The following is a 15,904-nucleotide window of genomic DNA, read 5'->3' on the forward strand; positions in this document are numbered from 1 at the left end:
CGCCGCGCGCCCACCGCGAACGTTCTTATTCGTCGCCGGCGCCGTCTTCACAGGTCATCGACTCGACGTTCAGCTTTCCGCAGCGCAGCGGCGCGCGCCAATCGCTGATCAGGTTCTTCGATTCGGGGAGATAGTCGGACCAGGCATCGCCCGCGACATTGCCCGAGGTTTCCCAGACCACGCTGAACTGGCCGTCATCCTGGATCTCGCCGATCATCACCGGCTTGGTGATGTGGTGGTTGGGCATCATCGCCGAGGAACCGCCGGAGAGGTTGGGCACCGTGACCCCGATGATGGAATCCTTCACTGCGTCCACGTCCGCCGTGCCGGCTTCACGCACCGCTTCCAGCCACATGTTGAAGCCAATGTAATGCGCTTCCATGGGATCGTTGGTAACGGCGGTCTCGTCATCGGTGTACTCGACCCAATTGTCGATGAAGTCGTAGTTGGCATCGCTATCGACGCTCATGAAGTAGTTCCAGGCCGCCATGTGCCCCACCAACGGCCCAGTATCGATCCCGCTGAGCTCCTGCTCGCCCACCGAGAAGGCGACGACCGGGATGTCGGAAGCGCTGACACCCTGATTGGAAAGCTCGGTGTAGAACGGCACGTTGGCATCGCCATTGATGGTCGAAACCACGGCGGTCTTCTTGCCCTGGCTGCCGAAGTCGGCCACGTCGGAGACGATCGACTGCCAGTTGCTGAACCCGAACGGCGTGTAATTGACCATGATATCTTCGTCAGCGACGCCATGGTCCTTGAGATACGCCTCGAGAATCTTGTTAGTGGTACGCGGGTAGACATAGTCCGTGCCCAGCAACGCCCAGCGTTCCACGCCCTGGCTTCTCAGATAGTCAACGGCGGGAATCGCCTGCTGATTGGGTGCCGCGCCGGTGTAGAAGATGTTCTCGGAAGATTCCTCGCCCTCATACTGAACCGGATAGAACAGCAGGCCGTTTTCTTCCTCGACTACCGGTAACACCGCCTTGCGCGACGCCGACGTCCAATTGCCGAAAATCACGTCGACCTGATCGTCACCGGTCAGCATGTCGCGTGCCTGCTCGGCGTAAAGGGACCAATCCGACGCCGGGTCCATCACCACGGGCTCGAGCTTCTTGCCCAGCAGTCCGCCTTTTTCGTTCTGCTCTTCGATGAGCATCAGCATTTCGTCTTTCAGCGTCGACTCGCTGATGGCCATGGTGCCGGAGAGCGAATGCAGGATGCCGACCCTGATGGTGTCGTCTTCCTGAGCAGCAGCCGGCAACGCGATACCCATTGACAGCAACAATGCAGTGGTAGTGGAGATCTTGTTCACGAATGACTCCTTGCGGATCTGATTGTTATTCAGCGCGATACACGCTGTTGTCGTGTTATCCAGCGACGACGCTCGATGGCGTCTACACGACACCTCGCAAGGCATGTGCCAACTTCGTGCAACGCACCCATAAGCACATTAAAAACAATCATTTACAGCGTATACAAAAGGTGCAAAGACGAACCGAACGCACCTAAATGGCGCACGACAGACCCGCGAACGCACCAAAAGGGAGGAGAAATAGCGCCATTAGCACCAAAAAAGTGCACACACGCAAAAACAGGGAGAGGGAACACAGGCGGCAAGGCGCCCGCGTCTCGGGTGGACACAAGCAAAGCGGCTAGCGAGCGCCTGGTATCAGGCGCTCGAGGCGTTGTTCAGCGGCGTGGGATGCTTGCCGTCTTGCCAGCCCTGGGTAGAAGAGGAGCTCGGCTCGAACCAGTCAAGTCGGCCGTGTAGGGAGACCACATCGCCGACCACGATCAGCGTCGGCGGACGAATATCGCCCGTGTCGATGGCTTTCAGGAGGCCCTCGGGAAGCGCCTCCAAGGTGCCCACGTGCACCCGCTGCCGCGACGTGGTGCCCTGTTCGATCAAGGCCAATGGCGTGTCGCCCGACATGCCATGCGCTTGCAGTTCATGACGAATGGTGGCCAGAGACCCCAGCCCCATGTAGAACACCAACGTCTGCCCGGGACGCGCCAGCGTCGGCCATTCAAGATCGCAGCCACCGTTCTTGAGATGCCCGGTGACGAAGCGCACCGACTGGGCGTGATCGCGGTGGGTCAAGGGAATGCCCGCATAGGCAGCACAACCGCTGGCCGCCGTGATGCCCGGTACCACTTCGAAGGCGATGCCCGCCTGGGCCAGGGTTTCCAGTTCCTCGCCGCCACGCCCGAAAATGAATGGGTCGCCACCCTTGAGCCGCACCACGCGATGTCCGGCACGCGCCCAGTCGACCAGCGCCTGGTTGATGCCTTCCTGAGGCACGCTGTGCGACGACCGCGCCTTGCCGACATACAGTCGCCGCGCCTCGGGATTGGCCAACGCCATGATCTCGTCGCTGACCAGACGATCATGCAGCACCATGTCGGCTTCCTGCAGCAAGCGCAGCGCCTTGAGCGTCAACAGCTCCGGATCGCCGGGGCCCGCGCCCACCAGTGCCACGTGGCCATGGAGACGTCGGGGACGCGACGAACGCGATGTCACATCATGCGAAGAAGCAGGCATCGTTATTCCCGGTTCGACTCAAAAATCGAGGTTTTATAGCCAAAACGATACGGTTCCCCGGCATTGCGGGGAAGGAACGTCTGGTTGGAAGGTTATAACCAAGTGGCGGACCATGCCATTGCCCATGGCGCGCAATGGCATGGCGGGCGTCGCATCAAGCGTTGATCCGCTCGACGCCGTCCATGTGGCCGCGCAGGGCCTCGGGAATCACGATGCTGCCATCAGCTTGCTGACAATTCTCGAGCACCGCCAGCAGGCAACGCCCCACCGCCAGGCCGGAGCCGTTGAGCGTATGCACCAGCTGCGGCTTCTTCTGCTCGGGATGCCGCATGCGCGCCTGCATCCGCCGTGCCTGGAAGTCCTCGCAGTTGGAAATCGAGGAAATCTCGCGATACGTCTCCTGACTCGGCAGCCAGACCTCGAGATCGTAGGTCTTGGCCGCACCGAAGCCCATATCGCCGGCACACAGCGTGACGACGCGGTAAGGCAGCTCGAGCGCCTGCAGGATCGCCTCGGCGTGTCCACGCATAGACTCCAGGGCGTCATAGCTGGTCGCCGGATCGACGATCTGCACCATCTCGACCTTGTCGAACTGATGCTGGCGAATCATGCCGCGCGTGTCACGCCCATAGGCCCCCGCCTCACTGCGGAAGCACGGCGTGTGGGCGGTCAGTTTCAGGGGCAGCTCGGCAGGCGTGAAGATCTGTTCCCGCGCGATGTTGGTCAACGGCACCTCGGCGGTGGGAATCAAGTAGAAGTCATGATCCCCCTCCAGCTTGAACAGGTCCTCGCCGAACTTGGGCAACTGCCCCGTACCGGTGAGCGAGTCGTCATTGACGATATAGGGGACGTAGCATTCCTCGTAACCGTGCTCACGCGTCTGCTTGTCGAGCATGAACTGCGCCAGCGCGCGATGCAGCCGCGCGATGGGGCCACGCATCACGGCAAACCGCGACCCGGTCAGCTTGGCCGCCATCTCGAAGTCGAGGTAGCCGAACTTTGCGCCCAGATCGACATGATCGCGCACTTCGAAGTCGAAGGTGCCCGGTGTTCCCCAACGATGCAGCTCGACGTTATCAGCTTCATCGAGCCCCTGGGGCACGCTGTCGTGGGGCAGATTGGGCAGCGCCGCCGCGAACTCGTCCCACTGCGCCTGCACGTCGGCAAGGCGCGATTTCGCCGCATCGAGGCGTTCGCCCAGGTCACTGACCTCGTCGAGCAGTGGCTGGATGTCTTCGCCCGATGCCTTGGCCTGGCCGATCGCCTTGGAGCGCGTGTTGCGCTCGTTCTGAAGTCGTTCGGTCTCGGTCTGCAGCTCGCGGCGCTGCGATTCCAGCGTCTCGAGGTGCGCCGTGTCGAGAGTAAAGCCGCGACGGGCCAGTCGTTCGGCGACCAATGCCGGGTCGCTGCGCAACAATTTAGGATCGAGCATGGATCTTATCCGTCGAAAAGAAATAATGAAGCCACGTGAATAGATCCACATTGTAGGGAAAAGCCACGCCGTTCACCACGCTCGCCGCCTTCTCGACCCTGCTGGCGGGATGCGTCACGCAGCGCGCTGAAGTAAAGTGGCCCCAGACACCGTCGTCCCGACGACGCCCTGGCACAGACGGCCATAGACACCGCCTCCCGACGCTGACCGATGGCTTGAGACTTCATGATCGCACCCCTGGACACTCCGGAACGCACCGCCACACCCTATCTGCGCTTTCTCGATGCGCTCGACCAGGCCGGTTTCAGTGGCGAGATCGCCCCGGACTACGCTAACCGCACGGTACTGGCCACCGACAATTCCATCTATCAGCGCTTGCCGCAGGCCGTGCTGTATCCGCGCGACGCCGAGGATCTCGCCTGTCTGGCACGCCTCGCCGGGCGCGAAGAATTTCAAGCCATCGTGCTCGCACCACGCGGCGGGGGCACCGGCACCAACGGGCAGTCACTCACCGATGGCCTGGTGGTCGACGTGTCACGGCACATGAACCACATCCTCGAAATCGACGTGGAGAACCGCCGTGTACGTGTCCAGGCCGGCGTGGTCAAGGATCAGCTCAACGCTGCCCTCAAGCCGCATGGTCTGTTCTTCGCCCCGGACCTGTCGACCTCCAACCGCGCGACCATTGGTGGCATGATCTCCACCGATGCCAGCGGCCAGGGCAGCTGCGAATACGGCAAGACCCGCGATCACGTACTGGCGCTGGACATGCTGCTGCTCGGCGGCGAGCGTCTGCACTGCCAGCCCCTCGACGCCGACGCCCTCGACCAGGCCTGCACACGCGACGACCGCATCGGCGACGCGCACCGCACCGCGCGCGAGATCGCCGAGACCCAGGGCGCGTTGATCGAGGCCACGTTTCCGCCGCTCAACCGCTGCCTGACAGGCTACGACCTGGCGCACCTTTATCGTGACAACGGCGACTTCGATCTCAACAGCGTACTGTGCGGCGCGGAAGGGACACTGGGCTTCCTTGCCGAGGCGACGCTCAACGTGCTGCCCATCCCCAAGCACTCGACGCTGGTCAACGTCCGCTACCGAGGCTTCATGGACGCCCTGCGCGATGCCAAGGCGTTGATGGGCGGTGACTCTTCATCGGATCAGCCGGAGGCGCTTCCCACCTCCATCGAGACGGTCGACGACAAGGTGCTGACGCTGGCCATGGAGGACTTCGTCTGGGACGGCGTAGCCGAGTTCTTCCCCGACGAGGGCGAGGATATCCACGGTATCAACCTGATCGAGTTCAACGACGACGACCCAGAACGCCTGGCGGCACGCGTCGAGGCCTTCTGCACGCACCTCGGCACCGACACCCAAGTCAAACGCCTGGGCTATACCCTAGCCGAAGGCCGCGAGGCGATCGGCCGCGTCTACGCCATGCGCAAGCGCGCAGTGGGCCTGCTCGGCAACGCCAAGGGCGAAAAGCGCCCGATTCCTTTCGTCGAGGATACCGCCGTACCGCCTGAGCATCTGGCCGACTACATCGCCGAGTTCCGCGCCCTGCTCGACGCCCACGGACTGGAATACGGCATGTTCGGCCACGTCGATGCCGGGGTATTGCACGTGCGCCCAGCCATCGACATGAAAGACCCGGCGCAAGAAGCCCTGATCCGCGAGATTTCCGATCAGGTCACCGCCCTGACCCAACGCTATCACGGCCTGTTGTGGGGCGAGCACGGCAAGGGCGTGCGTTCGGAATACGCGCCGCGCTTCTTCGGCGAGCTCTATCCCAGCCTGCAGCGCCTCAAGGCGGCATTCGACCCGCACAATCAGCTCAATCCCGGCAAGATCGCCACGCCGCTTGCCCACCGGTCCGCTCCCGATAGCACCACTAGTTCAGGCTCGCCCGAAGCCGCCGAGGCGGAGCCGGTCACATGGGTCGACCCAGGGCTTTTGACCATCGACGGCGTCACCACGCGCGGCCAGTTGGATCGCCAGATCGACGAGCGCGTCTGGCAACACCATGCCAGCGCGGTCTATTGCAACGGCAACGGCGCCTGCTACAACTACGACCCCAATGACGCCATGTGCCCCTCGTGGAAAGCCACCCGCGAGCGCGTCCACTCGCCCAAGGGGCGCGCCAGTTTGATGCGCGAATGGCTGCGCCTGCAGGACCAAGCCGGCATTGACGTCATCGAAGAATCACGCCAGAAGCAAACTGAAGGCCTCTGGGGCGCCACCAAGGCCTTCCCGCGCCGGCTGCGCAACACCCTGCGCAAGCGACGTGGCCAGGAGGATGTCTCCCACGAAGTGTATGACGCCATGGCCGGCTGCCTGGCATGCAAGTCCTGCGCTGGCCAGTGCCCGATCAAGGTGAATGTCCCCGAGTTTCGATCGCAGTTCCTGGAGCTCTATCACAACCGCTATTTGCGCCCGCCACGCGACTACCTGATCGGCTCGCTGGAATTCTTCGTGCCCTACCTCAAGCCGGTGGCGCCGGCGTATAACGCGTTGCTGAACACACGCCTGGCAGAACGCCTGCTCGCCGGGCCGCTAGGCATGGTCGACACCCCGCGCCTGTCTCGGGCGAGTCTCGCCAAGCAGCTCCAGGCATGGGGCATCGCCGAGGCCACGCCCACTGCGCTGGGCCTGTTGACCGAACGCCAGAAGACGCGCAGCGTGGTCATCGTTCAAGATGCTTTCACCAGCCACTTCGAGGCCAAGCTGGTGATGGATATCGTCGAGCTGCTCTCGCGGCTGGATATACGCGTCTTCGTGGCGCCCTTCCGCGCCAACGGCAAACCGCTACACGTGCAAGGCTTTCTGGGCGCGTTCGAAAAGACCGCCAGCGCCCAGGCGAAGCGTCTCAAGACGCTCGCCGACTTCGGCGTGCCGTTGGTGGGCATCGACCCGGCCATGACGCTCGCCTACCGTCAGGAGTACGTCAAAGCGCTGGGGCCCGAGGCCGTCCCCGAGGTGCTACTGCTCCAGGAGTGGTTGCTGTCCCTGGGGCGCGCCCTGCCGCCCACCGGCCTGCCGGCGATCGAGGATCCTGGCTACAAGTTGCTGACACACTGCACAGAAAAGACCAACGCGCCGGGCGCTACCAAGGCCTGGCAACAGGTTTTCGCGACTTTCGGGCTGGACCTGGAAAGTGTCGCCACCGGATGCTGCGGCATGTCCGGCACCTACGGACACGAAGCCCGTAACCGCGAGACCTCCGAGAAAATCTACGATCTCTCGTGGCGAGCGCCGGTCGAGGACGACGCCAATACCGGGCGCCTGCTGGCCACCGGCTACTCGTGCCGCAGCCAGGCCAAGCGCCTCTCCGATGCCGTGCTGCCACATCCGTTACAGGGCTTGCTGACAGCACTCAAACGCACCCGACTTTGAAGGTGTCGACGATGTCCCGATCGATCATTTTCATTGGCCTGGCCATCGTAGTCATCGGCTTGTTGTGGCCTTGGCTTTCCAAGCTGCCGCTCGGGCATCTGCCCGGTGATATCGCCATCAAGCGCGAGGGCTTTGCCTTCTATTTTCCGATCACCACCATGATCTTGGTCAGCGTGGTCGTATCGGCCCTGTTGTGGCTATTCAATCGCTGAACCGAGCACACCAATACGGTGCAGCGAGACACGCCATAACGGCGCATCGCATCGCGATGTCGACACATTTATCATTAACGCTTGCCGTGCATTGCAACTAGCGTGAGGCAACGCTAGGCTTCGCGCTTTCGTTCACCCCCAAGGAGCGCGACCATGGAGCACGCTGCCGTCGACCTGACATTGATCGGCCTGCTCGCGCTGATCTGCCAATGGCTTGCCTGGCGCCTCAAATTGCCGGCGATCCTACCGCTTTTGCTCGTGGGTATCGTCATGGGCCCCGTGACGGGTCTGCTCCAGCCCGATGCGCTGCTCGGCGATCTGCTGTTTCCGCTCGTCTCGCTGGCAGTGGCGGTGATCTTGTTCGAAGGCAGCCTGACGCTCGACTTTGGCGATCTGCGCGGCCATGGCCACATCGTGCGCCGACTGGTGACCTGGGGCGCGCTGGTCACGGGGATCATCGCCATCGTGGCGGCGCGCTTCATCTTAGGGCTATCGTGGGAGATGGCTAGCGTACTGGGGGCCGTGCTGGTGGTCACCGGGCCCACGGTGGTACTGCCCATGTTGCAGACGTTGCGCGCCCGCGAGCATCTCTCGCAAATCCTGCGGTGGGAAGGCATTCTGATCGACCCGGTGGGGGCCATCGGCGCGGTTCTGGTGTATGAGTTCGTCGCGCTTGGCGCTTCCAACGGCGCCGCCACCTACACCCTGGTACTATTCGCCAAGACGGCCCTGATCGGCTTCGGTCTCGGCGGTCTCGGCGGCTATCTATGGGGCTGTATACTGCGCCACCACTGGTTGCCGCAACGCCTGCACAGCTTCGGCACACTGATGGCCATGCTGTCGCTGTTCACGCTCTCCAACATGCTCTTTCACGAATCCGGGCTGTTGACCGTGACGGTGATGGGCGTGTGGCTAGCCAACATGCGCGGCGTACCCACGCAGCAGATCATCGAGTTCAAGGAAACGCTCTCGCTGCTGTTGATCTCGGGGCTTTTCATCCTGCTCGCCGCACGCTTGACCGTCGATCAGCTCGCGCAACTCTCCTGGCCGGCCTGGGCGTTTCTGCTCGTCCTGGTGGGCGTGGCCCGCCCTCTGGCGGTATGGGTCTGCACCCTGGGGACGCGGCTCAACTGGCGAGAGAAAGCGCTGCTGGCATGGCTCTCGCCGCGCGGCATCGTCGCCGCCGCCGTGGCCTCGCTGTTCGCCCTCAAGCTCGACAACCTGAACATGCCGGGCGCAGAAATGCTGGTACCGGTGACCTTTCTGGTCATCATTAGTACCGTCGTGGTGCAAAGCCTGCTGTCGCGCCCCATTGCGCTAGCATTGAAGGTCAGCGAACCGCCGCCCACCGGCTTTTTGATCATCGGCGCCAACCCGGTGGCCCGCACCATCGCCAAGGCGTTGGAAGAATCCGGTTTTACCGTACGCCTGACCGACAACAGTTGGGACGCCGTGCAGGAAGCGCGCATGGCCGGGCTACCCGTCTACTACGGCAACCCGCTCTCCGAGCATGCCACCCAGCATCTCGAACTGACCGGTATCGGCCACCTGCTGCCGCTGTCGCCCTACCGTGAATTGAACAATCTGGCGATCCTGCATTTCGAGCATGTACTGGGGCACGGCAAAGTCTTTCGCCTTGCGGCGGGCACCAGCAAGCACGCCCACCGCCATCAGGAACAGGCGCTGGATCACCTGCCCATGGTCTTCGGCGAAGACGTGACATATGCCCAGCTCTCGAGCGTGGTCTACCGTGGCGGCGAAGTACGCAAGGCCAAGCTGAGCGCCAACTTCAGCATCGAGGACTATCGCCTGGCGCACCAGAATCGCATGTTGCCCCTGTTCTGTATCGGCCCCAACGGCCGCATACGGGTCGCCAACGACCGGGCGCCGCTCACCCCTCGTGCCGGGGATACCCTGATCAGCTTGATCTATCCTGACTCCCCCGAATTCTGAACGCCCCACAATTCTGAATACCCCCAACGCCATCGGGCCGCACAAGGCGGCCCGATAGGAGACGGCATAAGAAACTGGCGAATGCGCGTCTAGAAAAACAGGCGACGTAAGGCACTGCCCGGGTCCGCCTCGCGCATGAAGGCCTCGCCGACCAGGAAGGCATTCACGTCATGCTCGCGCATGTGCTCGACATCATCGCGCGTGTGGATTCCCGACTCGGTGACGACCGTGACATGCTGTGGAATGCGCGGCAGCAGCTCGAAGGTCGTCGCCAATGAGGTCTCGAAGGTGCGCAAATCGCGGTTGTTGATTCCTACCAGCGTCAAATCCAACGCCAGCGCACGCTCCAGCTCATGGGCATCGTGGATCTCCACTAGCACGTCCATCCCCAGCTCATGGGCTTGTTGGTGCAATGCTTTCAGGCGGGCGTCGTCGAGTGCCGCGACGATCAGCAGGATGCAGTCCGCGCCGATGGCACGTGCCTCGCTGACCTGATAGGCATCAACGATGAAGTCCTTGCGGATCACCGGCAGTGCGCAGGCCTCGCGCGCCGCCTGCAAGTCACGCTCGTGGCCCTGAAAGAAATCGCCATCGGTCAACACCGAGAGGCAACTGGCACCGCCCTCGGCATATGCCTTGGCGACCTGGGCCGGCTGGAAGTCCTCGCGAATCACACCCCTGGAGGGCGAGGCCTTCTTGACCTCGGCGATAACCGCCGGATCGCCCTCCACAATGCGCCGCTCGAGCGCAGCGACGAAGCCTCGCGGCGCGTCTTGCTGGCGCGCCTGTTCCAAAAGCTGTGCTTCGCTGACGCGGGCGCGACGCTCACGAATCTCGTCGTCCTTGCGCGCCAGAATCTTGGCCAGAATCGTCGGCAGGCCGGTGTCGTGTTCATGGCTCATCAGCGGTCGTCCTTATGGGCCAGAATACGCGTGAAATCCGCGAGCTCTTTCATCTTCTCCAGCGGCAGTTTGGACCCTTGAGCATCCTGCGCCAGGATCACGCCCTCTTTCAACGTGTCCGCCACGCCGGCAGCGTAAAGCGCGGCCCCCGCATTCAGCGCCACGATATCCGCCGCCGGGCCGTCTCCCACCAGCGCGGCCTTGACCAGCTTGAGACTATCCTCGGCGGTCACTACTTTCAGCGGCGCCAGCGACTGGCGTTCGATGCCGAAGTCCTCCGGCGCGATGGTGTATTCGCGAATCTCGCCGTCCTGCAACTCGGCCACGCGCGTCGGAGCGGCCAGGGATATCTCGTCGAGCCCGTCCTCGGCATTGACGACCAGCACATGGTCGCTGCCGAGTCGCTTCAAGGCTTCCGCCATGATCGTCAGCAACGCGGGATCGTAGACCCCCAATAACTGATTCGGCGTATTGGCAGGATTGGTCAGCGGCCCGAGGATGTTGAACACGGTGCGCACGCCCATTTCGCGACGCGGGCCGATGGCATGACGCATGGCCTGGTGATGCCGGGGCGCAAACATAAAGCCGACCCCGACTTCCTGAATGCAGCGCGCCACTTCATTTGGCGGCAGCTCCAGCGAAATACCCGCCACGTCGAACAAGTCGGCGCTTCCGGAAGACGACGACACGCTACGATTGCCGTGCTTGGCGACACGCCCGCCGGCAGCGGCAACCACGAAGCTGGAAGCAGTCGAGACGTTGAACAGGTTGGCCCCATCGCCGCCCGTGCCGACGATGTCCACCAGGTGCGTGCGGTCCACCTCGACGGGCAGCATCAATTCACGCATCACCTGCGCGGCCGCCGTGATCTCGTCCGCCGTCTCGCCCTTCATCGACAGGCCGATCAGAAAGCCGCCGATCTGGGCATCGCTGGCCTCACCGGTCATGATCGCTTTCATCACCGCGTGGGTGTCGTCGAAGCTCAGGTGGCGGCGACGCATCACCGCGCCGATGGCTTCTCGCATCTGCATGTTTCGCTCCTCGTTACGCGCGGCGTTTCAGAAAGTTGGCCAGAAGCTCGTGGCCCTGACGGGTCATGATCGATTCGGGATGGAACTGCACGCCCTCGATATCCAGCGTCTTGTGGCGCATGCCCATGATCAGACCGGGCGTGACATCATCGGCCACGACGCGTGCCGAGACCTCGAGACACTCCGGCAGCCCCTGTTCGGCCACCACCAACGAGTGATAGCGCGTCACCTCGAGCGGGTTGGCCAAGCCGTCGAACACGCCACGACCATCGTGCTCCACCCGCGAGGTCTTGCCATGCATGACCTGCGGTGCCCGCACCACCTCGCCGCCGAAGACCTGGCCAATGGCCTGATGTCCCAGACAGATGCCCAGGATCGGCAACTTGCCGGCGAAATGGCGCACGGCCTCGAGCGAAATACCCGCCTCATTGGGCGTGCACGGCCCCGGCGAGATCACCAGGTGACTCGGCGCAAGGCGTTCGATCTCCTCCAGGGTGATAGCGTCGTTGCGGTAGGTAACGACCTCGGCCCCCAGCTCCGCCAGATACTGCACGACGTTGTAGGTAAAGCTGTCGTAATTGTCGATCATCAGCACGGACATGGTGATAAAGTCCTGTTTCTCATTAAGTTCTTTGGCATGAGCTCTTGATAACGCAGATTGTTACTCACAATCTTACCCGAGTCGGCCTCTCTAGGTATGCCAGCCGTGCAGGGAGCGATAGACACAAAAATGCCGCCCTGACGGCGGCATTTTGTTCAGTCGCAAGCGTGCCGCCCCTCGCTCAGGAGCGCCACCACTTCATGGGACCGAATGTCAGATCTAGTATATTCATAGCCTTAATACTGCTCGCGCGTCACGGGCCATGTCAAGCGCTCGCAGCCACGCTCGACGTCTGAAAACGCCAGATCGAAGCCACGTCCTTTCCACTACCACACGAACCTCTGTCTATCACACCTACTCACCCGCCGGCACGCACATTCCCGTGCGCGGAATGATCTTCCAGCAGGAACATCGCTGTAGACAGCTGGTCACAAGACCGTCCCTACGTGCTTCATATGTAGGAGACCGCTCTTTACTGACATGGATACGATTGTATGGATACACGTTTTAAAAGCTTTGCCCTCGCCGGTTTGCTCGGCCTCATATCTATTGGGCAGGCGCAGGCTTTTTCTCTCGACAGCATGAAAGATGAGGCAGCAGACATGATGTCCGGCGATGGAGGGGGAGGCAATGGAAGCGCCAGCCTGTTGAGCACGCTATCCAGCGGCTCCTTCAATCCCGGAAGCCTTACCAATCTCACGGGCGTAATCAGCTATTGCCAAGATAACGGCTATCTCGGCAGTACTGCCGATATCGCGAAGGACCAGGTCATGGAGCAGTTGGGTGTAAATTCCGAACCCACCGATGACAGCGACTACCAGCAAGGCTTGAGCGGTATCCTTCAGGGCGAGGATCAGGAATTCAATCTGACATCCCTCGGCGACAAGGTCGGCGAGAAAGCCTGCGGGATGGTTGCCGATCAGGCCACGTCTTTTGTTGGAGGCTAACGCCCCCAAACGGCCCTACTATTGATGCCACTGCGCGTAAAACGTGCCGTGCCGAGCATTGACGGCACGGTCACGACTGGCACTTGATCTCGCCGCGCGACGACGCCATGTCTATGCTTAGAGGCATACCGTATCCGCAGGAGGCACCGATGAAACGCATGATAGGCGCAGCCATTGCCAACTGGTTCCGTAAGCCCGAGAACCGCGAAAAGGCAAAGCAAACGGCCAAGCAGATGGCCGAAAAGTATCAGAACCGCCGCAAGAAATCGTCCAACGACTCGTCGTCTCGCTAGGCGTGTCTTGCACGGCGCTACGTCATCACGCAGCGCCGTCCTCCCCGCATACGTGTGGCCCTAGAGCCACATCAACCGAGATTGTCGAGGCCCCGCTCGGCCATCGCCACCGCGCGAAACAAAGCGCGGCCTTTATTGAGCGTTTCCTGCCATTCCTGCTCGGGTACCGAGTCGGCGACGATGCCCGCGCCCGCCTGCACATGCAGCTGGCCATCCTTGATGACCGCCGTGCGAATGGCAATGGCGGTATCCATGTTGCCGTGCCAGGAAAGATAGCCGACCGCGCCGCCGTAGACGCCGCGCTTGACCGGCTCGAGCTCGTCGAGAATCTGTAAAGCGCGGAACTTGGGCGCCCCGGAGAGCGTGCCGGCGGGGAAGGTGGCGCGCAGCACGTCGAGTGCCGACATCCCGGGCTTCAGCTTACCGGTCACGTGGGAGACGATATGCATGACGTGTGAGTAACGCTCGATGGCCATGTTATCGGTGACCTCGACCGACCCAGTTTCACTGATGCGCCCGATGTCGTTGCGGCCCAGATCGATCAGCATCAAATGCTCGGCGATCTCCTTGGGGTCGGCAAGCAGTTCGGCCTCGAGCGCCTTGTCTTCTGCCTCGCTTTGGCCACGCACCCGCGTGCCCGCAATGGGACGCACCGTGACCTCGCCGTCTTCCAGACGCGTGAGGATTTCCGGAGACGACCCGACCACATGATGATCGTCCAGGTTGAAGAAGAACATGTAGGGCGACGGATTGAGGCTACGTAGCGCGCGATACAGGTCCAACGGCGCTGCGCGATACGGGATCGTCATGCGTTGCGACGGCACGCACTGCATGACGTCGCCGGCCAACACGTACTCCTTGATCTGCTCGACCGCGTCCTTGAAGCCGGCCTCGGTAAACCCGGAGGTAAAGTGCCCCTCCTCCACCGCCGGCCCGCCGGTGCCGGGGCTAACGGTGTTGAGCGTGGCGCTGCGCAGCTTCATTTCCAGCGCTTCGAGACGCTCCAAGGCCCGCGGATAGGCATCCGTCATGTCGGGGTCGGCATGCGTCCACAGCGTCAGACGTCCGGAAAGGTTATCGAAAACCACCAGCTCGTCGCAGACCATCAGCAGGATGTCCGGCACCCCGATGGGATCGGGCTTTTCCACGCCCCGCAGGCGCGGTTCGATATAACGGATAGTGTCATGACCGAAATACCCGACCAAACCGCCATCGAAACGGGGCTGGTCGTCGACCTGCGGCACCTTGAAGCGCGCCTGGAACTGCTCGATCCATGCCAGCGGGTCTTCGACCTCGGTGGCGCCGAGCACTTCGCCGTCAGCAATATGACGTACCACCTGGCCGCGCACTTCGATGCGCTCGCGACTCGGCAAGCCGATGATCGAATAGCGACCCCATTTCTCGCCGCCCTGCACTGATTCGAGCAGGAAGGTCCAGGGCGCATCGGCCAGCTTGAGATAGGTGGAGAGCGGCGTGTCGAGATCCGCAAGCACTTCGCGGGTCACGGGAATACGGTTATAGCCGGCCTGCGCCAGCTCGGTGAAGCGTTCGGGGGTCATCATGCCCTGCATTCCTTTGGTGAGAGTCTACGTCGTGACGAATTCGCACTTCCGCATGGGGCCGACACTCGGACGCGTCGGCGAGCATCACCATCGCCAGCGTTTGACTGCGCGCATCAACGCGTGGGCGCTACGGAATGAGGAGGCATCCAGATCCATGAAACGCTATCCGTTATAGCAGATGATTATCAAAGGCTTAGCGTAATAGACGCTAGCATCGAAAAACACTAAACGAGTTCCCCCAGCGATTCAACCATGACATCCGGCTCGCTCGCGGACACCGGCTCGCCGTGATTATACCCATATGGCACCGCCAATGTACGAAAACCCGCTCGCCGACCGGCTTCCACGTCGTGCCGCGAATCTCCCACCATCAAACACGCGCTCGGCGCGACCTCAAGGCGCTCCGCCAGATGCAGCAGCGGGGCCGGATCGGGTTTCCTGGTGGACAAAGCATCGCCGCCCAGGGTCAGCGCAAAGTAATGCTCAAGGTCCAGACATGCCAGAATAGGAGCGATGAACGCTGTCGGCTTGTTGGTGATTAACCCCAATGCCACACCGCGCGCAGCAAGCGCTTCGAGCGCATCGCGAACGCCAGGATACACCCGGGTGGCACGACACGGCGCCAGGCGGTAATGATGCAAAAAGATGTCATGCGCCCCATCGAGATTCCTATCCTGCGCACCAACGGCCTGCAAGGCACGCTCGACCAGCTTGCGCGAGCCGTTACCCACCCAGTCACGCGCCGCCGCCTCGCCAACCTCGGGCAGCGCCATGTCGCGAAGCGCACTATCGACCGCCGCCGCTAGATCCGGCACGGAATCGATCAGGGTGCCGTCGAGATCGAAGACCACGAGCTGAATACCCTCAAGGGCGGGATGTATCGCGCGGGACGGCATGATTGTCTCCTTGAACCAGAAAGCGCCTGCCATGATGCATGTAATATTACGCAAAAACGCAGTGGTGCGCCTGCCTCACGGTGTTCTTGGTACGCGAACGGCGTTATTCTATACGCAGACGTCGCCGACACCAGGCG

At 62.2% G+C, this 15,904-nt stretch carries 13 protein-coding genes; 5 read left to right on the top strand and 8 right to left on the bottom strand.

Annotation, left to right across the window (positions count from 1 at the left end):
- Window positions 1-25: 25 nt before the first annotated feature.
- From urtA to serS, 3 genes are all read right to left on the bottom strand, one after another.
- Window positions 26-1,276, bottom strand: coding sequence for an urea ABC transporter substrate-binding protein (urtA, locus tag SR908_RS02330; protein WP_245846402.1), 1,251 nt, complete (start codon window positions 1,274-1,276; stop codon window positions 26-28).
- A 396-nt stretch (window positions 1,277-1,672) separates the two neighbouring features.
- Window positions 1,673-2,545, bottom strand: a complete 873-nt coding sequence (gene cobA / locus SR908_RS02335; protein WP_246924596.1) for a uroporphyrinogen-III C-methyltransferase — start codon at window positions 2,543-2,545, stop codon at window positions 1,673-1,675.
- A gap of 154 nt (window positions 2,546-2,699) precedes the next feature.
- On the bottom strand, window positions 2,700-3,977 hold the full coding sequence (gene serS, locus SR908_RS02340) for a serine--tRNA ligase (protein WP_246924599.1): 1,278 nt from the start codon (window positions 3,975-3,977) through the stop codon (window positions 2,700-2,702).
- Between the two features lie 225 nt (window positions 3,978-4,202).
- Between serS and SR908_RS02345 the strand changes: the two genes are divergently transcribed.
- The 3 genes from SR908_RS02345 (at window position 4,203) to SR908_RS02355 (ending at window position 9,535) form a co-directional block, all read left to right on the top strand.
- Window positions 4,203-7,370: an FAD-binding and (Fe-S)-binding domain-containing protein gene (locus SR908_RS02345; protein ID WP_246924603.1), complete on the top strand. Its 3,168-nt coding sequence runs from the start codon at window positions 4,203-4,205 to the stop codon at window positions 7,368-7,370.
- A gap of 11 nt (window positions 7,371-7,381) precedes the next feature.
- The gene (locus SR908_RS02350) at window positions 7,382-7,582 is read left to right on the top strand and encodes a DUF2905 domain-containing protein (protein ID WP_040241963.1); all 201 of its coding nucleotides are present in this window, start codon (window positions 7,382-7,384) and stop codon (window positions 7,580-7,582) included.
- 153 nt (window positions 7,583-7,735) lie between these two features.
- Entirely contained in the window at window positions 7,736-9,535 is a 1,800-nt protein-coding gene (locus tag SR908_RS02355) for a cation:proton antiporter (RefSeq protein ID WP_246924605.1), read from the top strand.
- A gap of 89 nt (window positions 9,536-9,624) precedes the next feature.
- Here the strand turns inward: SR908_RS02355 and trpC are convergent, their stop codons facing one another.
- Genes trpC through SR908_RS02370 form a run of 3 tightly spaced genes read right to left on the bottom strand, consistent with a single transcriptional unit; the run spans window position 9,625 to window position 12,069 of the window.
- Window positions 9,625-10,437, bottom strand: a complete 813-nt coding sequence (gene trpC / locus SR908_RS02360) for an indole-3-glycerol phosphate synthase TrpC (protein WP_246924608.1) — start codon at window positions 10,435-10,437, stop codon at window positions 9,625-9,627.
- Complete coding sequence (gene trpD, locus SR908_RS02365; protein ID WP_246924610.1) at window positions 10,437-11,468, bottom strand: anthranilate phosphoribosyltransferase; 1,032 nt, start codon at window positions 11,466-11,468, stop codon at window positions 10,437-10,439. Before trpD ends, trpC begins: the two co-directional genes overlap by 1 nt.
- A gap of 13 nt (window positions 11,469-11,481) precedes the next feature.
- Window positions 11,482-12,069 (bottom strand): anthranilate synthase component II, encoded by a 588-nt coding sequence (locus SR908_RS02370; protein ID WP_097023033.1) that lies wholly within the window; start codon window positions 12,067-12,069, stop codon window positions 11,482-11,484.
- Between the two features lie 494 nt (window positions 12,070-12,563).
- Here SR908_RS02370 and SR908_RS02375 point away from each other — a divergent pair, with 494 nt between their 5' ends.
- Window positions 12,564-13,016: a DUF2501 domain-containing protein gene (locus SR908_RS02375; RefSeq protein ID WP_246924622.1), complete on the top strand. Its 453-nt coding sequence runs from the start codon at window positions 12,564-12,566 to the stop codon at window positions 13,014-13,016.
- Window positions 13,017-13,165: 149 nt separating this feature from the next.
- Entirely contained in the window at window positions 13,166-13,309 is a 144-nt protein-coding gene (locus tag SR908_RS02380; protein WP_179703058.1) for a hypothetical protein, read from the top strand.
- Window positions 13,310-13,380: 71 nt separating this feature from the next.
- Here the strand turns inward: SR908_RS02380 and trpE are convergent, their stop codons facing one another.
- A complete protein-coding gene (gene trpE / locus SR908_RS02385) occupies window positions 13,381-14,868 on the bottom strand; it encodes an anthranilate synthase component I (protein ID WP_246924831.1) in 1,488 nt (495 codons plus the stop codon).
- Between the two features lie 227 nt (window positions 14,869-15,095).
- Window positions 15,096-15,767 (bottom strand): phosphoglycolate phosphatase, encoded by a 672-nt coding sequence (locus tag SR908_RS02390; RefSeq protein WP_246924624.1) that lies wholly within the window; start codon window positions 15,765-15,767, stop codon window positions 15,096-15,098.
- Between the last annotated feature and the right edge of the window lie 137 nt (window positions 15,768-15,904).

The organism is Chromohalobacter canadensis (genome assembly GCF_034479555.1).
In the GTDB taxonomy this organism is placed as follows: domain Bacteria; phylum Pseudomonadota; class Gammaproteobacteria; order Pseudomonadales; family Halomonadaceae; genus Chromohalobacter; species Chromohalobacter canadensis.